This is a genomic window from Chryseobacterium foetidum (assembly GCF_025457425.1).
GTDB lineage: Bacteria > Bacteroidota > Bacteroidia > Flavobacteriales > Weeksellaceae > Chryseobacterium > Chryseobacterium foetidum.
Map to the genome: position 1 here is coordinate 2,786,619 of NZ_JAMXIA010000001.1, position 23,497 is coordinate 2,810,115.

22 protein-coding genes and 1 tRNA gene are annotated in these 23,497 nt (G+C 37.5%); 19 read left to right on the top strand and 4 right to left on the bottom strand.

The features are described 5' to 3' along the window. The first annotated feature begins 9 nt into the window (after positions 1-9). A complete protein-coding gene (locus tag NG809_RS13045) occupies positions 10-528 on the top strand; it encodes a gamma carbonic anhydrase family protein (protein WP_262151300.1) in 519 nt (172 codons plus the stop codon). 412 nt (positions 529-940) lie between these two features. On the opposite strand, the gene NG809_RS13050 is transcribed toward NG809_RS13045, so the two are convergent. Beyond that, on the bottom strand, positions 941-1,375 hold the full coding sequence (locus NG809_RS13050) for a hypothetical protein (RefSeq protein WP_262151301.1): 435 nt from the start codon (positions 1,373-1,375) through the stop codon (positions 941-943). Positions 1,376-1,446: 71 nt separating this feature from the next. Here NG809_RS13050 and NG809_RS13055 point away from each other — a divergent pair, with 71 nt between their 5' ends. Then, positions 1,447-3,567 (top strand): helix-turn-helix domain-containing protein, encoded by a 2,121-nt coding sequence (locus NG809_RS13055; RefSeq protein ID WP_262151302.1) that lies wholly within the window; start codon positions 1,447-1,449, stop codon positions 3,565-3,567. Positions 3,568-3,819: 252 nt separating this feature from the next. Here NG809_RS13055 and NG809_RS13060 read toward each other — a convergent pair whose 3' ends face one another. Then, positions 3,820-4,374, bottom strand: coding sequence for a thioredoxin family protein (locus NG809_RS13060; RefSeq protein WP_262151303.1), 555 nt, complete (start codon positions 4,372-4,374; stop codon positions 3,820-3,822). Between the two features lie 299 nt (positions 4,375-4,673). On the opposite strand from NG809_RS13060, the gene NG809_RS13065 reads away from it, so the two are divergent. From NG809_RS13065 to NG809_RS13080, 4 genes are all read left to right on the top strand, one after another. Further along, entirely contained in the window at positions 4,674-5,270 is a 597-nt protein-coding gene (locus tag NG809_RS13065; protein ID WP_262151304.1) for a TetR/AcrR family transcriptional regulator, read from the top strand. 344 nt (positions 5,271-5,614) lie between these two features. Further along, positions 5,615-6,775 (top strand): efflux RND transporter periplasmic adaptor subunit, encoded by a 1,161-nt coding sequence (locus NG809_RS13070; protein WP_262151305.1) that lies wholly within the window; start codon positions 5,615-5,617, stop codon positions 6,773-6,775. 120 nt (positions 6,776-6,895) lie between these two features. Further along, entirely contained in the window at positions 6,896-10,078 is a 3,183-nt protein-coding gene (locus NG809_RS13075; RefSeq protein WP_262151306.1) for an efflux RND transporter permease subunit, read from the top strand. A gap of 239 nt (positions 10,079-10,317) precedes the next feature. Further along, the gene (locus NG809_RS13080; protein ID WP_262151308.1) at positions 10,318-11,730 is read left to right on the top strand and encodes an efflux transporter outer membrane subunit; all 1,413 of its coding nucleotides are present in this window, start codon (positions 10,318-10,320) and stop codon (positions 11,728-11,730) included. A gap of 200 nt (positions 11,731-11,930) precedes the next feature. Here the strand turns inward: NG809_RS13080 and miaA are convergent, their stop codons facing one another. Next, entirely contained in the window at positions 11,931-12,863 is a 933-nt protein-coding gene (gene miaA, locus NG809_RS13085; RefSeq protein ID WP_262151310.1) for a tRNA (adenosine(37)-N6)-dimethylallyltransferase MiaA, read from the bottom strand. A 240-nt stretch (positions 12,864-13,103) separates the two neighbouring features. Here miaA and NG809_RS13090 point away from each other — a divergent pair, with 240 nt between their 5' ends. The 13 genes from NG809_RS13090 (at position 13,104) to NG809_RS13150 (ending at position 21,604) form a co-directional block, all read left to right on the top strand. Next, positions 13,104-13,961: a YicC family protein gene (locus NG809_RS13090; protein ID WP_229985906.1), complete on the top strand. Its 858-nt coding sequence runs from the start codon at positions 13,104-13,106 to the stop codon at positions 13,959-13,961. 82 nt (positions 13,962-14,043) lie between these two features. After that, complete coding sequence (gene gmk / locus NG809_RS13095; RefSeq protein WP_262151315.1) at positions 14,044-14,619, top strand: guanylate kinase; 576 nt, start codon at positions 14,044-14,046, stop codon at positions 14,617-14,619. Positions 14,620-14,680: 61 nt separating this feature from the next. Continuing rightward, entirely contained in the window at positions 14,681-15,031 is a 351-nt protein-coding gene (locus tag NG809_RS13100; protein WP_262151317.1) for a type II toxin-antitoxin system RelE/ParE family toxin, read from the top strand. Next, entirely contained in the window at positions 14,994-15,296 is a 303-nt protein-coding gene (locus tag NG809_RS13105) for a helix-turn-helix domain-containing protein (RefSeq protein WP_262151319.1), read from the top strand. The genes NG809_RS13100 and NG809_RS13105 overlap by 38 nt, the downstream gene beginning before the upstream one ends. Positions 15,297-15,311: 15 nt before the next feature. Then, complete coding sequence (gene nadA / locus NG809_RS13110) at positions 15,312-16,328, top strand: quinolinate synthase NadA (RefSeq protein ID WP_262151322.1); 1,017 nt, start codon at positions 15,312-15,314, stop codon at positions 16,326-16,328. A 212-nt stretch (positions 16,329-16,540) separates the two neighbouring features. Continuing rightward, positions 16,541-16,924, top strand: coding sequence for a dihydroneopterin aldolase (gene folB, locus NG809_RS13115; RefSeq protein WP_262151324.1), 384 nt, complete (start codon positions 16,541-16,543; stop codon positions 16,922-16,924). A gap of 11 nt (positions 16,925-16,935) precedes the next feature. Beyond that, positions 16,936-18,291 (top strand): DUF4403 family protein, encoded by a 1,356-nt coding sequence (locus tag NG809_RS13120; RefSeq protein ID WP_262151326.1) that lies wholly within the window; start codon positions 16,936-16,938, stop codon positions 18,289-18,291. Between the two features lie 7 nt (positions 18,292-18,298). Then, positions 18,299-18,796: an RDD family protein gene (locus NG809_RS13125; protein WP_262151328.1), complete on the top strand. Its 498-nt coding sequence runs from the start codon at positions 18,299-18,301 to the stop codon at positions 18,794-18,796. Between the two features lie 57 nt (positions 18,797-18,853). Next, a tRNA-Cys gene (locus NG809_RS13130) sits at positions 18,854-18,924 on the top strand. A 133-nt stretch (positions 18,925-19,057) separates the two neighbouring features. Continuing rightward, the gene (locus NG809_RS13135; protein WP_262151330.1) at positions 19,058-19,639 is read left to right on the top strand and encodes a YdeI/OmpD-associated family protein; all 582 of its coding nucleotides are present in this window, start codon (positions 19,058-19,060) and stop codon (positions 19,637-19,639) included. 108 nt (positions 19,640-19,747) lie between these two features. Continuing rightward, positions 19,748-20,257 carry a CinA family protein gene (locus NG809_RS13140; RefSeq protein WP_262151332.1) on the top strand — a complete coding sequence of 170 codons (510 nt, stop codon included), beginning with the start codon at positions 19,748-19,750 and terminating at the stop codon, positions 20,255-20,257. Between the two features lie 38 nt (positions 20,258-20,295). Further along, the gene (locus tag NG809_RS13145) at positions 20,296-20,550 is read left to right on the top strand and encodes a SemiSWEET transporter (RefSeq protein ID WP_262151334.1); all 255 of its coding nucleotides are present in this window, start codon (positions 20,296-20,298) and stop codon (positions 20,548-20,550) included. A 67-nt stretch (positions 20,551-20,617) separates the two neighbouring features. After that, positions 20,618-21,604, top strand: coding sequence for an SDR family oxidoreductase (locus tag NG809_RS13150; protein ID WP_262151336.1), 987 nt, complete (start codon positions 20,618-20,620; stop codon positions 21,602-21,604). A gap of 149 nt (positions 21,605-21,753) precedes the next feature. Here NG809_RS13150 and NG809_RS13155 read toward each other — a convergent pair whose 3' ends face one another. Then, complete coding sequence (locus NG809_RS13155; RefSeq protein ID WP_262151338.1) at positions 21,754-23,490, bottom strand: RagB/SusD family nutrient uptake outer membrane protein; 1,737 nt, start codon at positions 23,488-23,490, stop codon at positions 21,754-21,756. Positions 23,491-23,497 lie beyond the last annotated feature (7 nt).

Sequence of the window (23,497 nt, forward strand, 5' to 3'; positions counted from 1 at the left end):
AATTAAAATATGGCTTTAATAAAAGAACTTTTAGGAAAAACTCCTCAGATCGGAGAAAATACTTTTCTGGCAGAAACCGCAACCATTATTGGAGATGTTACGATGGGAACTGACTGCAGCATTTGGTATAATGCCGTAATCAGGGGCGATGTTCATTACATCAAAATGGGAAACAAAGTCAACATTCAGGATAACGTGATGTTGCACTGCACGTACCAAAAACATCCTTTAAACATTGGTAACAACGTATCCATCGGTCACAACGCAATTGTTCACGGATGCACCATCAAAGATAACGTTCTTATTGGAATGGGGTCAATCGTAATGGATAATTGTCTGGTGGAAGAAAATTCGATAGTTGGTGCAGGATCTGTGGTAACACAGGGCACGCATATCAAATCCGGAGAAGTTTGGGGCGGCGTTCCGGCCAGGAAATTGAAAGATATCAATTCCCAGCTTTTGGAAGGCGAAGTCAACAGAATCGCAGATAATTATGTGAAGTATTCTTCGTGGTATAAGGAGGAATGATGAGTTGGAGAGTTTGAGGGTTTGAGAGTCGGAGTGGTTTAGTGGACTGGTGGTTTAGTACTTTACTGATAATTTAATTTTGCAATGACTTAAAATAAAAACGACTTTGGAAATGTTTTTCAGAGTCGTTTTTGTTGTTGTATAGCTTGGTTAGTTGAACCACTTCGTGGTTCTTGTAAATATCGTTTGTCATTTTCCGTGGGTTTAGCCGAATCTCGTTCCTCGATTTCACCCACGGCTATTAATATTAAACCACTTCTTGGTTTTGATTACCTTAAAATTATTTTGAAACAGAATTATTCAAAAATCAAACTTATTATCTAATTTCCTGCACCAAACTTGGCTCTTTTACCTTCTTACTTGATTCTTTTAGATAACCTTGGCTCTTTTTACTTTTGCTATGTTTCTTACCTTAAGGATACACCAACACCGCTTTCCCCGCTTCACATCTGATGGAAACCGGTTCTGCCGGAAGCATACAGTCAGAAACAAGTTCGTATTTCTTATTGTGAGCGATCATTCTGTTTTTGAAATTTTCAAGTTTTGCAAGAATAGATTCTTCATTTTTCTTTGGATAGGCAATATAAGAATACGGTCCGCCACAGGCTTTGGCACCGATTGGAGCAAATGCCCACTCTTTTGAATCTGTGCATTTTTCTTTTTCGATTTCTGCGTCTATGGCAGATTTTAAAATATCAAGCTGTGCCTGATCATATTTTCTGCTGTCGGCGTCAGCAGGTCTTTCGGCTATATCTTTTGGGAGTGTTTCGGGATCCGGAGCAGCCGTTTTGCATGCCGTAATTGTAAGAGAAAATACGCAGACTGAAATTATCTTTATGAAATTCATTTTCATTATATCATTTTTTTACACGAAATCAAAGTGTATGCCTTCGCAACATTTTTGTAATTTTGAACACGATGAAAGATCATTTTTTTGAATTAATTGAGCATACCAACAGAAGCGTATTTTTAACAGGAAAAGCAGGAACCGGAAAAACCACCTTCCTGAATGATTTTGTAAAACGCACCCGAAAAAAACACATCGTGGTTGCACCCACAGGCATCGCCGCCATCAATGCCGGCGGAGTTACCGTGCATTCTATGTTCGGCCTTCCGCTGCGGACTTTTTTGCCGACCACCGACAGAATTGATACCAATCTTGCCAATAATATTTTTGATCTTCAACAACATTTCAAATATAGAAAAGATAAATTAAAACTCCTGCGTGAAGTAGAAGTAATCATCATCGATGAGGTGTCGATGCTGAGAGCCGATGTTTTGGATATGATGGATCATTCGCTGCGTTTTATCAGAAGAAACGCCTCGCCTTTCGGAGGTGTGCAGATGCTTTTTATCGGAGATTTATACCAGCTTCCACCAGTGGTGAGAGACGAGTATGTACTGAAAATGTTTTACAACTCGCCGTTTTTCTTCGACAGTTTAGCCATCAAACAGATTCCGTTACTTACCATCGAACTGACAAAGGTTTACAGACAGACCGACGAAGATTTTCTTGAAATTTTGAATGCGATCCGCGACGGCGATGTTGCGAATATTAATTTTGAAGAATTAAATAAAAGATACGATCCGCTTTTTGATTCGGGAGATCAGCCTTATGTTTATCTGTGTTCGCACAACAAAATGGCAGACGACATCAATCAGGAAAAGCTGCAGGAGCTGAAACACGACGGTACAACTTATGAAGCCAAGCTTTTTGGTGAATTTAAAGAAAACCAATATCCGAATGAGCAATTTTTAGATTTAAAAATTGGCGCTCAGGTCATGTTCATCCGAAACGATATTTCAGGTGAAAAAAAATATTACAACGGAAAATTAGGTGAAATTTCTTCTCTGGATGAAAAGGAAATCAAGGTTGTTCTGGAAGGTTCTGAAAGAGAAATTACTGTAAAAAGAGAAGTCTGGGAACAGAAAAAATACTTTCTCGACAGCGAAAAAAATATCAAAGAAGAAGTTCTGGGAAGCTTCGAACAGTTTCCGATAAAACTGGCTTGGGCGGTTACCATTCATAAAAGTCAGGGTTTGACGTTTGACAAAGTGATTATTGATGCCGGAAAAAGTTTTACAGCAGGGCAGGTTTACGTTGCTCTTTCGCGTTGCCGTACTTTGGAAGGAATAGTTTTAAAATCTAAAATTACCCCTGAAGTTATTTTTAAAGATAACAGAATCCTCAAATTTCAGGGAGATACGCACGCCAATGATCATGTGGAAACTATTATTCATAAAGAAAAATACGATTACAGCATCAAAAAAGTACTCAGAACACTCGACTGTCATTGGTTTCTGAAAGAAGTGGAAGACTGGAACAACCGATCCATCGTTACCAAAAGCATAGATCATCTTAAGGCAAAAAAACTGTATCAGGAACTGAAGCATGATACTCTGAACCTCATCAAAATTTTTGAGAAACTTGACCGTATTTTAAACCAAAAAATCACCAGTTTCATTTCAGGTGAAGAAGAATGGACTGAAATTGAAAGCAAAACCAAAGGCGCCGTCAATTTCTTTTTCAGCGAAACACGGAATAAAATTTTTGATCCGATGAAGGATTTTTATTCTGAAATTAAAGGTGCGAAAGGTTTAAAACAATACAACGACGACCTCAGAAACTGGCTCGAAGATATAGAAGAATACCTCAACAGTTTAAGGGAAATTCATTTACTGGAAACCAAACTTTTAGATGAAAAAAATGATAAGGAAGTGACGATGCAGATTGCAAAAGTTCCTTCTCAGGTTTTAACTTTCCAGTTATTCGAGCAGGGAAAAACCATTTCTCAGATTGCCATGGAAAGAGGTTTGGTAAAAGAAACCGTGATCGGTCATCTCGCAAAATATGCAGAAAACGGTCTTTTGGATATTACGAGAGTGATTACTTCAGATAAAATCAAAAAATTTGAAGATGAATATTACAAAAACCCTCACGAAACCCTCAACGAATGGAAATCTGCACTGCCGCCGGATTTTGAGTTTAATGAAATCAGAATTTTGATCAATCATTTTAATTTTAAAAAAGGTGATTAAATAGTACCTCAAAATATTAACTTAACAATATTTTTGGCAGTGAAATGCAAAATATTTAAAATAAAAATGAGCAGTTGCCATTCGGTAGCTGCTCATCTGTTTTGATGATCAGGATATAGAGCAATTAAGTGACCAAAAATTGTTTCACCGGGTTTTAGCAAATTGAATTAAAATAAAAACATTTTTCCTAAAAAACCACAAAAAAAAACCATCACACAGGACGGTTTTACATTTTTATTTATGAATGAAAAACTACTTCCATTTTATATTACAACCCATGCTCGGTCTTTGAATTTCCTCCTGAGGCTCGCCAGAAAGAAGATTTTCAAAAGCAATAATTAAATCTTCGCCAGTAATATCCTTGTTGTTTCCAGGTCTTGAATCATCCATTTGTCCTCTGTAAATCAAGTCTAACTTGTGATCAAAGAAGAAAAAATCAGGTGTGCAGGCTGCTTCGTAAGCTTTGGCAATTGCCTGACTTTCGTCGTACAGATAAGGGAAATCAAATTTTCTGTCGATTTGAAATTCAATCATCTTCTCGGGAGAATCATCAGGGTATTTTTCTACGTTGTTTGAATTGATGGCAATGAATTCGATCCCGTGTTCATTGTAATCTTCGTACAGTTCATTTAACTTGTCGATGATGTGAAGCACAAAAGGGCAGTGGTTGCACATGAAAACTACCAACGTACCTTTTTCGCCTTTCAAATCATCTAATGATTGTATTTCATTGGTTTTTGAAGGATTTGGAAGTTCAAAAAACGGTGCTTTCGTTCCAAGAGCCAACATATTTGAAGGAGTGTTCATATCTTGTTTATTTGCTGACAAAGATAGAGATTTCTTTTATTATTAAAGAGGGGAGATTGAAGATGGATGAAGGAAGTTTATAGCATTTTTAATAAACTTTATTTCCAATTGAGGGAGACTATAAAATGAATACGATTTTACAATAATAAAAAGATTCTCCCTTCAAATGCCCATCCCATCCATATTCAGTCAATTTGAGAATGATTCTGATTGATCCTTCAAAGTTAAATCCTAAAATTATTTTGGAACTTATACTTAAAAGTTTGTAGTTTTGCTAACACTGTTAGTAAAATAAAATCATGGGTTTACATGAACGTCGTCAAAGAGAAAAGGAATCTATCCGTGCAAATATTTTGCAGGCTGCATTCACTTTGGCTAAAACTGACGGTTGGGCATCCCTTTCAATCCGTAAAATAGCAGATGCCATTGAATACAGTGCTCCGGTGGTGTATGATCATTTTGAAAACAAGGAAGCTATTTTATATGAAATTTCCGTTAACGGATTTCACTGTCTTCAGATTGATCTTGAAAAAGCAAAACGAAAGCACGAAACTCCTGAAGATCAGTTAACAGCAATTGTGGATGCGTATTGGAATTTTGCATTTAAAAATAAAGAATACTATCAACTAATGTTCGGATTGGGAATGCAGTGCAGCGGAAAAGGAATGATGAAGGAAGAGTTTTCGTCTTTTCAGGATATGCTCTACGATTGTACTTTTGAGATCATCAGTAAGAAAGGTTCAAATCCTGATAATGCCTGTCACTCGTCGCACGCTTTGTTTTCTGCGGTTCACGGATTGATCTCCATTATGATGATGAGAAATGACGATATTCCTTCAACAATGAACAAAACTACTTTGGACGAAACAGTTTCGGCTTTTATCAAATCTCTGTAAATTTTTTTGAACCATAAGTTAACGCTGTTAGGAAAATTAACAATAGATTTTAAAATAATTTAAATTAAAACAAACTAAAACTTTAAAAATGAAATACGATTTCTTTACATTATTTCTTGCCATCTTTTTTCCTTATCATTAACACCGTTAAGAAAAATAACACTCGAAAACACTCAAGCAAAACTTAACTCAAAAAACTGTAATCATGGAAATGACTATCTAAACCATATCAAATCAAGTATTTTTTTTAACTCATCTATTAACACCGTTAGAAAATATAACGTGATTTAAAATAAAAACATCATTATTTAATTTAACACATCATTAAAAAAATAAAACTTACAATGAAAACAACTGCAAAAGCAAAATTAATAGTACTTCTGGCAGGTATCCTGTTTTTACAGAGTTGCACAAAAGCGGCAGAAGCCAGCAACACTCTTCCACCAGCTCCTGCATTGCCCGTATATACCGTAACCTCTGCGCCTGCCACTACTTATCAGGAATTTCCAACTGCACTGGAAGGAAAAAATAACGTCGAAATTAGATCTCAGGTTGACGGATATTTAGATAAAATTTATGTGGAAGAAGGTGCTTACGTGAGAGCCGGACAGGCATTATTCAAAATAGATTCGAGAGCTTACGGTGAGCAGATGAATATGGCAAACGCCAATTTACAGGTTGCCAACGCCAATATTCAAAAAGCAAAAGTGGAAGTGGACAGACTTCAGCCATTAGTCGCTGCAAAGGTAGTTTCTGATGTACAGCTGAGAACTGCAAAAGCAAATTACGCCGCAGCCGTTGCCGCTGGTTCTCAGGCGAAAGCTTCAGTTGGCGGAGCAAGAATTAATGTCGGATTTACAACCATTACAGCTCCCGTTAGCGGTTACATCGGAAGAATTCCTTTCAAAAAAGGGAGTTTAATTTCAAGAACAGATGTTAATCCGTTGACGATGTTATCAGACATCAGCGAAATTTATGCGTACTTTTCTTTAAGTGAACTGGATTTTATCGGTTTCCAAAAGAAATATCCGGGAGCAACTTTAAATGAAAAGCTTAAAAATATGCCGATGGTAGAATTGGTGATCGCCGACAACAGTACGTATCCTGAAAAAGGAAAAATGAGTATTGTTGACGGACAGTTCGACAAAACCACAGGAGCAATCAGCGTTCGTGCCGTTTTCCCCAATGCCAACGGAGCGTTGAGAACGGGAAATACAGGTAGGGTTCGTATGCCGCAATTATTCGCCAACACGCTTGTTATTCCTCAGGAATCAACCTTTGAAATACAGGATAAAGTCTACGTTTATGTAGTTGGAAAAGATAAAAAAGTAACCTCAAAACCGATCACAATTTCAGGGAAAACAGAGAACTATTACTTTATTTCTGAAGGACTTGCTGCAGGTGACAAAATCGTTTACACAGGAATTGGAGCGTTGAAAGATGGTGTTACGATTCAGCCAAAAGCGATTTCTTCTGACAGTTTACTTAAAGCAAAACCATTGTAAAACAGCTTTTTGCTTCTGGCTTTTTTCTTTCAATGCAATATCTAAAATATTATTACTGAAGCATTATCTAGCCAATGGCCAAAAGCTAATCGCTATTAGCAACTTAAAATTAAACTTCTTATGTTAAAAAAATTTATAGATCGACCTGTACTTTCTACGGTGATCTCCATCATATTATTGCTGTTGGGAGCGATGTCGGTTTTCAACCTTCCGATCACGCTGTTTCCCGACATTGCGCCGCCCAGCGTTCAGGTGACGGCATTTTATCCGGGAGCAAATGCTGAAGTTGTTGCCCGTTCCGTGGCTGTTCCTATCGAAGAAGCCGTAAACGGTGTTGAGAACATGACGTACATGACCTCAAATTCAAGTAACGACGGCTCGATGACTTTGAGCGTGTTTTTTAAACAGGGTTCAGATCCGGATAACGCAGCCGTAAACGTTCAAAACCGTGTTTCGAAAGCGATGAGCCAGCTTCCGCAGGAGGTTGTGCAGGCAGGAATTTCAACTCAGAAAGTTCAGAACAGTATGATTATGTTTATGGGACTTTCAAGTAATGACCCAAAACAATACGATGAACTTTTCCTTCAAAACTATCTGAAAATCAATGTAATTCCACAAATCCAACGTGTTCCGGGAGTTGCTCAGGCACAGGTTTTCGGAACGAGAGATTATTCGATGAGACTTTGGCTGAAACCGGATCGTTTGGCAGCCAACAATCTTTCTCCGCAGGAAGTTTTAGCGGCAGTAAAAGATCATAATCTTGAAGCCGCACCGGGACGTTTGGGACAGGGAAGCAAGGAAACTTACGAATACATTTTAAAGTATAAAGGTAAATTAAACAAAAATGCAGACTATGAAAACATCGCGATCAAATCCAACAGTGACGGTTCGTTTTTAAGATTGAAAGATGTTGCGAGAGTAGAATTCGGTTCCTACACATACACCGCAGCCAACAGAATGGACGGGAAGCCGGTCGCAGGATTTGCAATTCTACAGACTGCAGGTTCAAATGCGAATGAAATTTTAACCGCTATTGAAAAGCAGATTGAAGAAATGAAAACTACCTTGCCTAAAGGAGTTGAACCCATCATAATGTACAATTCAAAAGACTTTTTGGATGCGTCGATTCATCAGGTTGTGGAAACTTTAGTGATTGCGTTTATTTTGGTATTTATTGTAGTATATATTTTCCTTCAAGATTTCAGATCTACATTAATCCCTGCGATCGCCGTTCCTGTAGCGATTGTCGGTACGTTTTTCTTCCTGCAGCTGTTTGGTTTCAGCATCAACATGTTGACTTTATTTGCATTGGTTTTAGCCATCGGAATTGTGGTGGATGACGCGATTGTCGTCGTGGAAGCCGTCCATTCTAAAATGGAACAGACGGGAATGCCGGTTGAACAGGCAACTACCAACTCGATGAGCGAAATTTCCGGAGCGATCATATCGATTACTTTGGTGATGTGTGCGGTGTTTATTCCGGTTGGTTTCATGCAGGGTCCGGCGGGAGTTTTCTACAGACAATTTGCCTTTACTTTGGTGATTGCAATTTTGATTTCAGCAATTAATGCATTGACTTTAAGTCCGGCCTTATGTGCTTTATTATTGAATGATCCTCAGGGAGAACATGGCGAACATGGTCAGAAAAAAGGTTTTGGAGCGAAGTTTTTCAATGCTTTCAACAAAAGTTTCAACAACATGACCAAAAAATACATTTACAGCCTTAAATTTTTAATTAAAAATAAATGGGTTGCCGTTACTGGTTTAGCGTTGATCACAGCTGGAAGTATTTTCTTAATCAACAAAGCTCCGACCGGATTTATTCCTACTGAAGATCAGGGATTTGTGTTGTATGCAGTGAATACGCCTCCTGGAAGTTCATTGGACAGAACGCACAGAGCTACTGAACAAATTGATAAGATCATCAACGGCGAAAAAGCTAAAAACCATCTTTGGGTTGCTGACGGAATGAACTTTATCAGCAATTCCAATGCTTCTCCTTATGCTGCAGGTTTCATTAAACTGAAAGATTTTGAAGACCGTGGCGAAGTGAAAGATCCTGATCAAATTGCAGCAGGTTTGACAGGGAAAGTGGCGCAGGTAAAAGATGCCAACGCATTTTTCTTCAACTTCCCAACGGTACAGGGTTTTGGTAACGTTTCAGGATTTGAATTTATGTTGCAGGATAAAACCAACGGGTCTTTTGAACAGTTGGGAAACAATACTCAGGCTTTCATTGGAGAATTGATGAAGCGTCCTGAAATTGCTTTTGCCTTCACAACATACGCAGCCGGAAATCCTCAATACACCATTGATGTAGATACCGATAAAGCCAATCAGCTCGGAGTTTCCGTAACTGAATTGATGCAGACGATGCAGATTTATTACGGAAGCAGCTTCGTTTCAGATTTCAACAGATTCGGAAAATATTACAGAGTGATGGCTCAGGCAGATATTGATTACCGTAACGATGCGGATTCCATGGAAGGAATTTTTGTTAAAAACAAAACAGGCGAAATGGTTCCTGTAAAGACTTTGGTGACATTAAAAAGAACTTTCGGGCCAGAAACGGTTTCAAGAAACAACTTATTCAATGCTGTAACAATTAACGGAACTCCAAAACCTGGTTACAGTACCGGAGATGCCATCAAAGCGGTAGAGGAAGTTGCCCAAAAATCACTTCCAAGAGGTTATGGTTACGAATGGACAGGAATTACCCGTGAAGAAATCAAAACCGGTGGACAAACTGCTTTTGTTTTTATGTTAAGTATTTTGTTCGTTTATTTCCTGTTGGCAGCTCAGTACGAAAGTTACATTCTTCCGTTTGCAGTTATTTTAACCATTCCTACAGGGATTTTCGGAGTATTTGCTTTCACAGGATTGGCTGGAATTGATAATAATATTTACGTTCAGGTCGGATTGATTATGCTTGTCGGATTGTTGGCGAAAAATGCGATTCTTATTGTCGAGTTTGCCGTTCAGCGAAGAAAAGCAGGAAAAACATTGATTGAATCTGCACTTCAGGCTTCAAGATTACGTTTAAGACCAATCTTAATGACCTCATTCGCCTTCATTATCGGTATGCTTCCATTAGTTTGGACGCAAGGTGCGGCCGCAAAAGGAAATCACTCCATCGGAATCAGTACTGTTGGTGGAATGTTTACAGGAGTAGTTTTCGGGATTTTTATCATTCCGGTAATGTATGTGATCTTCCAGTATTTACATGAAAAAATGCCAAGCAGAAAACAAAAAAGACTTCAAAGACAAAAACTGGAGGAAGAACTTTTAGCATCAGCACATTAATAAAAATGATTAGCAAAACTTTGAGATTGTTTTAACCACAAAAGTCACATAAGATGATGCACATATCTTAAAGTGAAAATGTTTGAAAACAAAAGATCAAATAAGTTTTTAAGAACAAACATCTGTGTAAATCTGTGAGATCTGTGGGAAAATTAACAGGCAAAATATTTTCTCCTACTAAAGACAACTTTGCCTACCACTCAAAGTTTTGTGATCAATTTAAATATCATATTAAAATTATGAAAAGAGTAAAAAATATAATCATCGCTTTTGGAATTGCATTAGGTGCCGTTTCCTGTGTGCCAAAATTGGCCTATCAGGAAACAAAACCCGAACTTCCTGAAACATTCAAATACACTGCAACCGCCGACACTGCAAGCGTTGCCAACCTGCAATGGAAACAGTTTTTCAACGATCCAATCTTACAGGATTTAATTGAAAAAGGAATTAAAAACAACTACGATTTGCAGATTGCCTTAAAACAGGTCGCTTCCTCTCAGGAAAAACTGAAACAGGCAAAACATCTTCAGTATCCAGACGTTGGTTTTGCAGTTTCCGCACAAATTACGAGACCATCGGACAACAGTTTGAATGGACAAAGTTTAAATTTATTTCTAGGAAAAAGTTACGTTGAAGATTACAATGCAGCATTCAATTTATCTTGGGAAGCAGATATTTGGGGCAAAATAAAAAATCAGCAGGAAGTTTCAAAAATGCAGTATCTGCAGACGTATGAAGCGACGAAAGCAATTCAGACTCAGGTTGTTGCTGCGATTGCTCAGGGATATTACAATTTGTTGATGCTTGACAAGCAAATGGAGGTTGCAAAATCAAATTTACAATTGAGCGCCAACACGCTTTCTCTTACTGAAAAATTGTGGCAAAGTGGCGACACTACTTCTTTGGGAGTTCAGCAGGCAACCGCCCGAAAGCAATCGACAGAACTTTTGATCACACAATTGGAACAAAATATTGCGATTCAGGAAAACGCTTTGAGTATTTTGGTTGGTGAAAATCCAAACAAAGTCAACAGAACGATTGAAATGTCGGATAGCTCTTTACCACAGGATATTTCTGCAGGTCTTCCCGCTGCGATGGTAAGCCGTCGTCCTGATGTCCGTCAGCAGGAATTGGTTTTGTTGGAATCTAATTCAATCGTGGGAATTGCTCAGGCAAATATGTATCCTTCGTTGAAAATTACAGCAAACGGTGGTGTGAATTCTTTTAAAATTGATAACTGGTTTTCAATTCCGGCATCATTGTTCGGATCTGTTTTGGGTGGATTGACTCAGCCTATTTTCCAGAAAAGACAGTTGAAGACGGATTTAAATGTTGCTAAAATTCAGAGAGAAAAAAACGTTTTGGCGTTCCGTCAGTCTGTTTTGAATGCTGTGGGCGAAGTTTCGGATGCATTGGTTTCCAACGAAAGTTTGAAAGTTCAGGAACAAAAAGCAACTGAACAGGTTACAACTTTAAAAAATGGAATAAAGAGTGCCGAAATGCTTTACAAAGGCGGGATGGCAAACTATTTAGAAGTAATTACAGCTCAGGGAAATTCTCTGCAGGCTGAACTGAATCTTGCGTCGGTGAAAAGACAGAGATTGAGCAGTATTGTAGATCTGTATCGGGCTTTAGGTGGCGGATGGAAGTAGTAAATTAATTATATTGTTTGAAGTGCGGTCTTTAGGGATCGCATTTTTTTGTTTAAATTTCTTGAACCATTAAGGATAGATTAAGGGGTTAAGAATATTAAGTTTTGCTTCGCTTTTAAGCTCAATGCTTTTTCAAATCTATTTTATGTGCTTAATAAGACTTAACTTCTTAATAAAAATCTTAATGGTTTAAAAACGCTTCAAATTTCAGACTCAATATATTTAATCAAACCATCAAAATCCTTTTCAGAATATCCTACTTGAATATAATGAATATTTAATTCTTTTCTATACCAAGTCAATTGGCGTTTTGCAAACCTCCTTGAGTTTTTTTTGATCTCAGAAACCGCAAATTCCAAATTCCATTCTCCGTCAAAATATTTAAAAAGTTCAGAATAGCCGACCGTATTCAACGATGCTAAGTTCCTGCCTTCCAGAGATTTTCTCAATTCGTCAAGATTTTTAGCCTCATCGAGCAAGCCATTTTCCATCATTTTATCAACACGCAGATTGATTCTTTCATAAACGATTTCCCGTGGCGCTTCAATGCCGATTCTAATCGTTTTGAAATTTCTTGGATTTTTGTCGTGAGAAATATTTTCTGTATATGTTTTTCCGGTTTGCCAAATAATATCGATTGCTCTCAAAAGCCTTCTCTGATTATGAACATCTACGTTTTCATAATATTCAGGATCCAAATCTTTCAGCATTTCCTGAAGTTTTTCAATACCCTCATTTTTCCAGATGGTTTCCAGTTTTCCCTGATTTTCTTCGTTGGCTTCAGGCAAATCATTCAAACCTTCAATCACTGCTTTTTCATACATCATACTCCCGCCAACCATGATGACGATGTCATATTTTTCGAAAAGTTGGTCTAGTAATTCCAAAGAATCATGCTCAAACTGACCGATAGAATAATAATCTTTCACGGAAAGCTGACCAATGAAATGATGTTTTGCCTGCAAAAGTTCATTTTCCGAAGGAGCAGCGGTGCCGATTTTCATTTCACTGAAAAACTGTCGGGAATCGCAGGAGATAATTTCTGTATTGAATTGTTTGGCAAGCTCTATAGCAAGTTTTGTTTTGCCAATTCCGGTAGTGCCTACAACAGAGATTAAAGTTTTATTTTTCACTCGGCTAATTTACGAAAATGAGTTTGTTTTTCTTAAAAGGTATTTGCTGGAAGATGGATGCTGGGAGATGGAAGTTAAAAATTTAATTATTTACAATATGCTGCCAACAGACAAAATATGAATTTTCATTAAATAGCATAAGTATTGTCATCTTCCCGCTTCCCACTTCCTGCTTCCCGCCATCTCACTTTAGCAAAAGTAAAGACTTAAATGTTTATCTTTGTACAACAATAAAAAACTATGATTTTATCAATGACTGGCTTCGGTAGAGCCGAAGGTGTTTTTGAAGGAAAAAAAATTTCGATAGATATTAAATCACTGAACAGCAAGAGCTTTGATTTAAACATCAAAATTCCTTTACGTTACAAAGAAAAAGAATTTGAAGTAAGAAAAATTCTGAACGATAGAATCATCCGCGGAAAGGTAGATTGCTATATCAATATCGAGAATCTTGAAGAAACCAATGATGTGAAAATCAACAGAAGTTTAATCGATTCTTACATGAATGAGCTTAAAAATATCGCTTCTGACGGACCGGATTTTGAGTACCTGAAAATGGCGGTAAGACTTCCTGATGCCATCACTTCAAGACCAGACGAACTGACTGAAGGCGAATGGGAATCTTTGGCGAAAATCGTAAATAATGCTGTAGATAAATTTCAGGAATTCAGAAAAACGGAAGGGAAAATTCTTCACGAAGAACTGGAGAGAAACATCAGAAATATCGATAAATCTCTGGCAGAAGTTGTTCCTTACGAGCAGGTGAGAATTGACGCTGTAAAAGAACGTTATATGAAGACTTTAAAAGAGTTTGAAAACGTTGACGAAACAAGATTTTATCAGGAAATGGCTTATTTTACTGAGAAATTAGACATTCAGGAAGAAAAAGTGAGACTTTCCCAGCATTTGAAATATTATTCTGAAGTAATGGAAAACGAAGATTTCAACGGAAAAAAATTAGGTTTTATTTCTCAGGAAATCGGAAGAGAAATCAATACTTTAGGTTCAAAAGCCAATCACGCCGAAATTCAGAAACTGGTGGTGATGATGAAGGATGATTTGGAAAAAATTAAAGAGCAAACGCTTAATGTATTATAAATGATCATTGATAAATGATGATTGATTAAAATAGTAATCAAGTTTTAATCAATTATCAATTATCGATCATCAATCATTATTTATGAGTAAGGTTATTATATTTTCAGCGCCGTCGGGAAGCGGGAAAACAACATTAGTAAAACATTCGCTGGAGGTTATTCCTGAATTGGAATTTTCCATTTCATGCACCACCAGACAGCCTCGGGGTACAGAAGTTCACGCGGTTGATTATCACTTTATTTCTCCTGACGAATTCAGAAAGAAAATTTCTGAAAAAGCTTTTGTAGAGTTTGAGGAGGTTTACACTGATAAATACTACGGTACTTTAAAATCTGAGGTCGAAAAGATCTGGAATCAGGGAAAAGTTGTTATTTTTGATGTAGACGTGAAAGGCGGAATTTCATTAAAAAAATATTTTGGCGACAAAGCATTATCCATTTTCATAGAACCACCTTCGATTGCTGAGTTGGAACGAAGATTGAATTCAAGAGGAACGGATGACGCTGAAACCATAAAAACCCGTGTGGAAAAAGCTGAAGAAGAACTTACCTACGCAATAGAATTTGACCAAATCGTTATCAACAGCGATTTGGACGAAGCAAAAAGAGAAATAGAAAGTTTAATAAAAGGATTTATCGGAAGACAGCCAGATTTGTGATCTTTAGTTTATAATATTTCAGTTAAAAGTTGTATATTCGTACAACTTCATCTTGCTTTAAATGAAAAGAGAAATCATCACTTTTAAAGATTATTTTGAGAATTTTTCTGCAAGTTTACCGGCAAAAATAATTGATAAAATAGAATATATTTTTGAAATTATAGAAACGCAGGAACGAATTTCGGAAAAGTTTTTAAAACACTTAGAAAGTGGTCTTTTTGAAATTAGAATAGGGTATCAAAGCAATATTTACAGAATTTTCTGCTGTTTTGATGAAGGTAATCTCGTGGTCTTGTTCAACGGATTTCAGAAAAAAGATCAGAAAACACCTCGCAGAGAAGTTGAAAAAGCTTTAAAAATAATGTCGGAATATTATGAATATAAACGAAAACAACGAAATCAAAAGTTATAGCCGGATTTTAGCAAAAAAACATGGTGAGCACGGAACTGAAGACAGAGACAGGTTTCACGAAAAAGCTATGGCATATTATACGGGTCAGATTATTGAGCACGCAAGAAAAGATGCTCAAATGACACAGGAAGAACTTGCTGAGAAGATTGGGGCAGACAAATCTTATATTTCAAGAATCGAAAATGGCAAGACAGAGCCGAAAGTTTCCACGTTCTACAAGATTATGGAAGCATTGGGTTTCAACATTACTTTCCAGCCATCCTAATTATTTATAAAAAACATGAACGAAACATTAGAAAAAGCAAAATCTGCAATTCCTGTAAGAGGATTTTTAGATATTAAAGACCTCATTATTCCGGAAGGAGAGGAATTGGTAAAGGCGATTTTGAAATTAAAAGAAGAAAAGAACGCCGTTATTCTGGCGCATTATTATCAACCGGCAGAAATTCAGGATATTGCTGATTTTCTTGGGGATTCTCTTCAACTGGCGAGACAGGCAAAAGACACTAACGCTGATATGATTGTATTCTGCGGAGTACATTTCATGGCAGAAGCTGCAAAAATTTTGAACCCAACTAAAAAAGTAGTTCTTCCTGATACAATGGCTGGATGCTCATTGGCAGACGGATGTTCAGGAGAAGGTTTAAGAAAAATGCGTGAGCAGCATCCAAACGCGTTGATTGCAACGTACATCAACTGTAACGCAGAAACAAAGGCCGAAAGCGACATCATCGTGACGAGCTCAAACGCTGAAACAATTATTGAAAATCTTCCGGTTGACCGACCGATTATTTTCGCTCCGGATAAAAATTTAGGAAGATATTTATCTCAAAAAACAGGTCGCGATATGATTCTTTGGGACGGAAGCTGCATCGTACATGAAGCTTTTTCGATGGAAAGAATCGCACAACAGTTGGCAGACAATCCTGACGCAAAACTGATTGCGCATCCTGAAAGTGAAGAATCTGTTTTAAAACTGGCTCACTTTATAGGTTCTACTTCGGCTCTTCTGAATTATGTTGAAAAAGAAGACTGTCAGAAATTCATCATTGCCACTGAAGAAGGAATTCTTCACGAAATGAGAAAGCGTGCTCCACACAAGGAATTAATTCCGGCTTTGGTTTTTGACGAAAGCTGTAACTGCTCAGAATGTTTTTACATGAAGAGAAACACAATGGAAAAGCTGTATCTGTGCATGAAATACGAACTTCCTGAAATCATCATTGAAGAAGAACTTCGATTGAAAGCATTGAAGCCCATCGAGGCGATGCTTGACCTTTCGAAAAGCATCAAATAAATTTTAAAGCGGGTTTTTACTCGCTTTTTTTAATTATTTTTCTACCACAAAAGCCACAAAAGAATTAGATGAAATACAAAGTCGTAAAGTTCATCGCTGAAAGAGCAAAAAAGTTAAAAATTGCTTTGCTACATCCTTATTTGAACTTTTATTTTCAAGGTAATTCACTTAAATAAAAAACTTTTGTGGTTAAATTTTTAAATTAAAAATTCATGAGCAAAATATTCTTAGAAGACGTAAAAATCTACGCCTACCACGGCGTTCTTCCCGAAGAAAACATTATCGGGACTTATTATATTTTAAATGCAGAAATTCATACCGATTTGTGGGATGCCGCTGAGTCTGATGATTTAAACGATACCATCAGCTATGCAGATATAAATCAGATCATTCACGATGAGATGAAAATTAAATCTAAACTTTTGGAACATGTTGCCGGAAGAATCATCAGAAAAATAAGTGAAAATTTCAAAGATGTTTCTTATGTGAAACTCAAAATTACCAAAACTTCTCCTCCAATGAAAGGTGAAATGAAGGGTGCAAGCATCGAACTTGAAAAAAGCTTTCTTTTGGGAGGTTCTGCCGATCAACTTTAATGAAGATTAAATTGAAAAAGTTTATTTTACTCCTGTTTATTTTTGCCAATGTTTTCATTTTCAGTCAGGAGACAGAGCAAATCTATACGTTCCCGAAAATAAAATCCAGCATCACGATGCCGGTAAGAATTCCGCTGGCTGAGGTCAGCAAAATGGTAAATTCTTCTGTGAAAGATTTGATTTTTGAAGACAATTCTTATTCAGACAATAATAACGATCAGTTTAAAATTAAGGTTTGGAAAACAAAACCTATCCGTCTGGTAGGAGATGTCAACAACAGGATTTTTATCGAAGTTCCTCTGAAAATATGGGCAGAAAAGGGCATTGGAACGCTTGGTGTTTACACTTATCAGGAAACAACTTTTGAAACTGTGATGTACTTTGTGGCATCTATGGAGTTTAAAAACAACTGGACGGTGGTCACCAGTACCAAGCCCAACGGTTTCAAATGGGTCGTAAAACCTGTCCTGACTTTCGGCAAAATTAAAATTCCGATCACAGGTCTTGTGGAAAAAAGTCTGAAAGAACAACAGGCAGAATTTTGTAAAACAATTGACAGCCATATGGCTTCACAGCTGAATTTTCAGCAGTATGCGGTTTTAGCGTGGAACAGTTTTTCGCAGCCTTTCAAAATCTCGGACGAATATGATACGTGGCTGAAAGTGACGCCGATTAATGTGAATATTTCTCCACTAAAATTCTACGGAGATGCCATTGATACCACAATCGGAATTGACGTCTTTACCGAGACTTTCACGGGATTGAAGCCCGAATCGTCACAGCCGATCAGAACAGCAATGAATTTCAGTTTTGTACCTTTAATGAACGAAGGCTTTCTGCTTCAGACCACTGCAAATATTCCGTATTCTGAAGCGACCGAAATCGCAGAAAAAATGTTTTTGAATAAAGAGTTTGATGTTCGGAATTCTAAAGTGAAAATCACCGATATTAAAGTCTATGGCAAAGATGACAGAATTATAATTGAAGCCGGGACCGAGGGTTATGTGAAAGGAAAATCTTTTATTTGCGGAATTCCTGTTTATGATAAAGCTACAAGGAAAATCGTGCTTTCGCAGACCAAATTCAAACTGAAAACAGGCAATGTTCTTCAGAAAACTGCATCCGTGCTTTTTCAGGGCAAGATTGTAAAAATGATCGAAGATGAATACGGAATTCCAACGTCTGAGCTTGAGGTTTCTTCACAAAAAAGTATTGAAGAAGCTTTCAATAAAGAATATTACAAAGGTTTGAAAATGAATGGGAGAGTTTTTAAATTAGAACCGTCAAAAATTCTGATTAACAATTCCGGTCTTACTGCAGTGATCGACATTCAGGCTGGATTAAGATTGATGCTGAATGCATTCTAAATAAATTATGAGAAAACACCTGAAAATCATAGAGAACAACCGTGCATCCGGCGGACAGCGATTTGCAAATTACCTGATTGATCTGCTGGCACTTTTTGCGGTGAATTTTGTACTGTCGCTGGCAGCACTTTTTATTTATGAAATGACAGGCAGCTATTTCTTTTATTTTTACAACAACGGCGGACTGGTTTGGGAATTTGCAAGCGGCTATCTTATTTCATCGGTTTACTATTTTGTGTGGGAATATTTCAGCAACGGACGGAGTTTGGGGAAACTGGTAACCGGAACGCGCGCTGTAAGTATTGACGGAGAAGATGCTTCAACTTCACAGATTTTTTACAGAACTTTGTGCAGGCTGATCCCTTTCAATGCATTTTCGTTTCTTGGAGAAAATGGCTGGCACGACACATTAAGCGATACGAGAGTAATAGATATCAAAAAATATCTTGCTGATAGACAGATAAAAGAAGAAATTGAGAACATCGGATCAAAAGAAATTGCCTGAAAATTTTGGCAGACAATCTTATTTTTCTATATTTGCACACCTGAAAATGGTAAAAATGGTGCTTTGGCCGAGCGGCTAGGCAGTGGTCTGCAACACCATCTACAGCGGTTCGAATCCGCTAGGCACCTCGCAATAAAATCCTGAAACATCAATTGTTTCAGGGTTTTTGTTTTATATATTCTGTTGGATTTAAAAGAATTAAATTTTTAAATTTGAATGGATTATTTTTAAATCTAATTAAGATTTAAACTTAAAACTACAATGTCAGAAAATAAACCTAAAGTTTTTCATGCTGAAACAGTTTCACAATGGCGAAAATGGTTAGAGAAAAATCATGTTTCAGAGGATGCTGTGTGGCTGGTTTTTCATAAAAAATCATCAGACAAAAAATCGATTACGTGGAGCGAATCTGTAGATGTTGCGCTCTGCTTTGGGTGGATCGACAGCAAAAAAATCAAAGTTGATGAAGAAACTTCCCATCAGTTTTTCAGCAAAAGAAAAGCAAAAAGTACATGGTCAAAAATCAATAAAGATAAAATTGATAAGCTGATCGGGCAGAATCTGATGACTCCGGCAGGTTATAAATCTATAGAAATTGCGAAAGAAAACGGCTCTTGGACAATATTGGATGAGGTGGAAGATCTGATTATTCCCGATGATCTTGACGGTGCCCTAAAAAAATATTACGGTGCTCATGAGTATTTTTTAAGTCTCAGCAAATCAGTGAAAAAAATGATGCTGTACTGGATTGTCAGTGCAAAACGTCCTGAGACACGGCAAAGCAGAATTTCTCAGATTGCTGAAGCTGCATCAAAGAAAATGAAACCCAAACAGTTTCTTTAATTGAAAAATTCAAACCGGATTAAGTTTAAATACCACATTTACTGTTTTCCATAATTTAGGGCATTCTTTTTGTGTTTGTGATTTTATCCAACCACTAAATCATTTTATATGGAACTTCAGAAAAGCCTTTTACAGAATATAGGGCATTGTCTCTCGGCAGCCGGTGAGTCGGTGGCCGTTGCAGAAAGTGTTACCGCCGGTTTTTTACAGTTTTCTTTTTCTCAGATTCATGATTCTGCCAATATTTTCAAAGGTGGACTTACGGTGTACGATAAAACACAGAAAAAAGAGTTACTTAAAATCGATAAAGACAGAATGAATAATGAAGACCTTGTCTCAGCGGAAATTGCTGAAGAGATGGCCTTAAAAATTTCCGAAATCTTCGATACAGACTGGGGAATAGGAATTACTGGGTACTCGCAGCCTTCAGAATTATCAGAGTTCAAGACTTTTGCCTATTTCAGTTTTTCCTACAAGAAAGAAATTATTTTAACTAAAATTTTGGAGCTTCATCCGCGCACAGAAGCGGTGAACGCACAGCTGTACTACACAGAATTTCTTTTAGGATGTCTGAAATGCGAGCTCAACAAAATCGCAATGCACACTCATGCGGGATAAAAACGCTTTTTTTAAATGAATCAAGGATGTAATTAATGATGGATGAAAATATATTAGGTCTTATCGCCGGCGCACTTACAAGCATTGCTGCACTGCCGCAACTTATAAAAGTTCTGAAAACAAAAAATACCAACGATCTTTCTGCACTGATGTTGGTTATTTTGATTTCAGGACTTTCTTTATGGGTGTGGTATGGTATCATCAATGACGAATTACCCATAATTCTGTCGAATGCGTTTGCCGTTGTTTTGAATGCGGTTTTGCTTTTCTGCAAACTCAGTTTTAAAAAGTAAATTTTTCAAATCCTCCTTTTGCATACTATTTGTTTAAATGATAGGATAACATCACAATCAAAGTATTATGGAAAATCAAATAAAAGATAGAAGTCTGGAAGGAAAAACAGTGGTAATCACCGGAGGAACCAGCGGAGTAGGGCGTGCTGCAGCAGAAGCTTTTGCGCTTGAAGGCTGCAATGTGGTGATTGCTGCAAGAGGTGAAAAAGGGCTCGAAGATACCACCGCACTGCTTCGTGATCTTGGAGCTGTAACCTTAGCCGTAAAAACCGATGTTTCGGTGGCGGACGATGTGAAAAATCTTGCCGAACAGGCGCTTCAGTTCAACGGACGAATCGATATCTGGGTAAACAATGCCGGAGTGATGGCAACTGGTAAATTTGAGGATATGTCTGCGGAAGCTGTTGATCAGGTTGTTAAGACCAATCTGTTAGGTTATCTGCATGGTGCTCATACAATTTTGCCGATATTCAAAAAACAGACCGACGGAATTTTAATCAATAATATTTCAATCGGCGGATGGATTCCAACACCTTACGGAACGGCCTATTCTGCCTCAAAATACGGAATCAGAGGAATGGCAGATGCCTTACAGGGCGAAATTTCTGACTTCCCTAACATTCATGTATGTTCTTTATATCCGGGAATGCAGAAATCTACGGGAAATTCTCACTCCGCAAAATTTTCCGGATTGGATTTTAAAGTTCCGCCGGGAGCAGCAGATCCGAGAGATACGGCTCAACTGATGGTGAAGACTGCAAAAAATCCCAAAAAATCTGTCATGCCGGATGTTTCAACCATAATGATGAAAGGTTTTTATAAATTATTACCGGGCGTTTTCAGTAATGTCAGTTCAGGTGTGTTGAGAATGATGATGAAACCGGATAAAAACAAAGAATCCAATGGGAATATATTTATTCCTTCACCCGGGCCATCAAGAATTTATGGAGAAACAGTACTGCCGGAAATTACCAGAAAAACAAAGATGATTGCTGCAGGAGCATTAGCTGCGGGAGCAATTTACCTTCTTCTGAAACGAAGAAATAATCATTAAATCACAAATAACAGTCATTTAATTGATTTAAAATATTATGAAGGCAAGATTTTGATTAGTTTTAAACCTAAACCTTACAAAATAAAAAAAACAGCCTGCAAAAAAAAATTGCAGGCTGTTTCTGAAGTATAGAAATTAGTAAAATAAAGTTAATAACCTTCGTTCTGCACCAGGTATCCCGGCGAACTTGAAGCCCCGTCAATTGCCGACTGTGGAATCGGGAAAAGTCTTTTTCTTGGGTCGGCATTGGTTTTTGAAGTGTAGGTATCTTCATACCGGCCAAATCTGATCATATCTGTTCTTCTGGAAAATTCCCAGTAAAACTCAAAACCTCTTTCTCTGTACAATGTGTTTAATGTAATTGAAGTAAGAGCCGGAGGTGTTACCGAAGGTCTTGCTGTTCTTGAAGCACGTACAAAGTTGACATCTGCCAAAGCTGCACCTGCATTTCCTTTTCTCAATTGAGCTTCTGCTCTCATCAGATAAATATCTGCCAAACGCAACAGAACGATATCGGCATTTCCTCTGTTTCTTCCCGTATCTGAAGTTCTGCTGAATTGATATTTTGCCACTCTATACCCATCTGTATAATCTTTGTTGTTTGGGTTTTCAAGATCGATTTCCAGTGTGTGATTTACGTAATTTACAAATCCATTTCTCTGTTCGATGATCGGATAGATTTTATATTGTCCGTTTACTGTTTGAAAAGGCTGTCCGTTTGCTGAATTTCTCAATCCCCATTGCACACCTCTTTGGATTCCTCTGTTGATTTCGTACGTAGAACCATTTACCAGGAAGAAGTGATTGGCATCATTTGCTGGAGTCACTCCCGTTAAATTCTGTAAATTCTGTGGCACCGTGAAGTTTTCTTTAAAAAATCTTGCATCTGCCAAAGCAGGATCGGTGCTTCCGTAAGCTTGCGTCCATGTTGCATAAAAATCTGAGGTAATAGCGGGACCATCTGTGCCATTCGCTTTCGGGAATGCTGCTAAAGGATATTGACTTCCTGAAAGCGACCAATAACCTAATCTGTTGTGAGACGTTGTTAAATCCTGGCGTTGATCAATTGCAAAAATTAATTCTTTGTTGGAATGATTGTTATCATCAAAAATCGCAAAATATTCCGGTGATAAAGCGAATAATCCAGAATTAATTACTTTATTGGTGTATTCAAGTACTTTATCCATGTCCGCCGCCGCAAAAGTTGCCGCTCCGTATGGATTTCTGTAAACTCCTGCATTAAGATACAGCTGTGCTAAAAATCCGTTCACAGAGGCTTGAGACATTCTTCCCGGTCCTTTTGCGTTATCCAATTCGTTGACAACGGCAAGAAATTCACTTTCAATATAAGATACTGCTTCCTGTCTTCTCAAAATTTGAGAATCTTCAGAAGTTGAATCTTTTTTAAATGCTAATCCCCAGTAATCCAGCATCAGCATATTGTAATACGCTCTTAAAGCTCTCATTTCAGCCAATCCTTTTGCTGCTTCAGGATTTGTTGCTGCAAGTGGCTGTAGTCTTTCAATAGCAACTACTGTTCTGGAAAGCATTAATCTGAATGCATTCCAGGTATCTCTCACAACCACGTTTGCAGTTGTCGCAGTGTGTTGATGAAGTTCAATATATTTACCACCATCGTACCAGTCGTTTCCGCTTCCTCTTGGGGGAAGAATTCCTTGATCTGTACTTATTAACTGTAGTCCGTAGTTTTTGGTATGGGTAAATGCGTCAGGAAGAGGTCCGTAAGCAGGAGCCATTACTTCAATCACGACATTGTTGGTTTGTACATCCAGAGATTCGTCGATAACCTGCTCCGCAAGATCACTACATCCAATGTTTACAAGGGCACTTAGGCTTAAAATACTTATTAGAAATTTATTTTTCATTGTTTTC

What these genes read in the sequence shown, in the direction of transcription:
- NG809_RS13045 (WP_262151300.1), top strand. Translation starts at nt 10, where the DNA reads ATGGCTTTAATAAAAGAACTTTTAGGAAAAACTCCTCAGATCGGAGAA.
- NG809_RS13050 (WP_262151301.1), bottom strand. Translation starts at nt 1,375, where the DNA reads ATGAATTTCATAAAGATAATTTCAGTCTGCGTATTTTCTCTTACAATT.
- NG809_RS13055 (WP_262151302.1), top strand. Translation starts at nt 1,447, where the DNA reads ATGAAAGATCATTTTTTTGAATTAATTGAGCATACCAACAGAAGCGTA.
- NG809_RS13060 (WP_262151303.1), bottom strand. Translation starts at nt 4,374, where the DNA reads ATGAACACTCCTTCAAATATGTTGGCTCTTGGAACGAAAGCACCGTTT.
- NG809_RS13065 (WP_262151304.1), top strand. Translation starts at nt 4,674, where the DNA reads ATGGGTTTACATGAACGTCGTCAAAGAGAAAAGGAATCTATCCGTGCA.
- NG809_RS13070 (WP_262151305.1), top strand. Translation starts at nt 5,615, where the DNA reads ATGAAAACAACTGCAAAAGCAAAATTAATAGTACTTCTGGCAGGTATC.
- NG809_RS13075 (WP_262151306.1), top strand. Translation starts at nt 6,896, where the DNA reads ATGTTAAAAAAATTTATAGATCGACCTGTACTTTCTACGGTGATCTCC.
- NG809_RS13080 (WP_262151308.1), top strand. Translation starts at nt 10,318, where the DNA reads ATGAAAAGAGTAAAAAATATAATCATCGCTTTTGGAATTGCATTAGGT.
- NG809_RS13090 (WP_229985906.1), top strand. Translation starts at nt 13,104, where the DNA reads ATGATTTTATCAATGACTGGCTTCGGTAGAGCCGAAGGTGTTTTTGAA.
- gmk (WP_262151315.1), top strand. Translation starts at nt 14,044, where the DNA reads ATGAGTAAGGTTATTATATTTTCAGCGCCGTCGGGAAGCGGGAAAACA.
- NG809_RS13100 (WP_262151317.1), top strand. Translation starts at nt 14,681, where the DNA reads ATGAAAAGAGAAATCATCACTTTTAAAGATTATTTTGAGAATTTTTCT.
- NG809_RS13105 (WP_262151319.1), top strand. Translation starts at nt 14,994, where the DNA reads ATGAATATAAACGAAAACAACGAAATCAAAAGTTATAGCCGGATTTTA.
- nadA (WP_262151322.1), top strand. Translation starts at nt 15,312, where the DNA reads ATGAACGAAACATTAGAAAAAGCAAAATCTGCAATTCCTGTAAGAGGA.
- folB (WP_262151324.1), top strand. Translation starts at nt 16,541, where the DNA reads ATGAGCAAAATATTCTTAGAAGACGTAAAAATCTACGCCTACCACGGC.
- NG809_RS13125 (WP_262151328.1), top strand. Translation starts at nt 18,299, where the DNA reads ATGAGAAAACACCTGAAAATCATAGAGAACAACCGTGCATCCGGCGGA.
- NG809_RS13135 (WP_262151330.1), top strand. Translation starts at nt 19,058, where the DNA reads ATGTCAGAAAATAAACCTAAAGTTTTTCATGCTGAAACAGTTTCACAA.
- NG809_RS13140 (WP_262151332.1), top strand. Translation starts at nt 19,748, where the DNA reads ATGGAACTTCAGAAAAGCCTTTTACAGAATATAGGGCATTGTCTCTCG.
- NG809_RS13145 (WP_262151334.1), top strand. Translation starts at nt 20,296, where the DNA reads ATGGATGAAAATATATTAGGTCTTATCGCCGGCGCACTTACAAGCATT.
- NG809_RS13150 (WP_262151336.1), top strand. Translation starts at nt 20,618, where the DNA reads ATGGAAAATCAAATAAAAGATAGAAGTCTGGAAGGAAAAACAGTGGTA.
- NG809_RS13155 (WP_262151338.1), bottom strand. Translation starts at nt 23,490, where the DNA reads ATGAAAAATAAATTTCTAATAAGTATTTTAAGCCTAAGTGCCCTTGTA.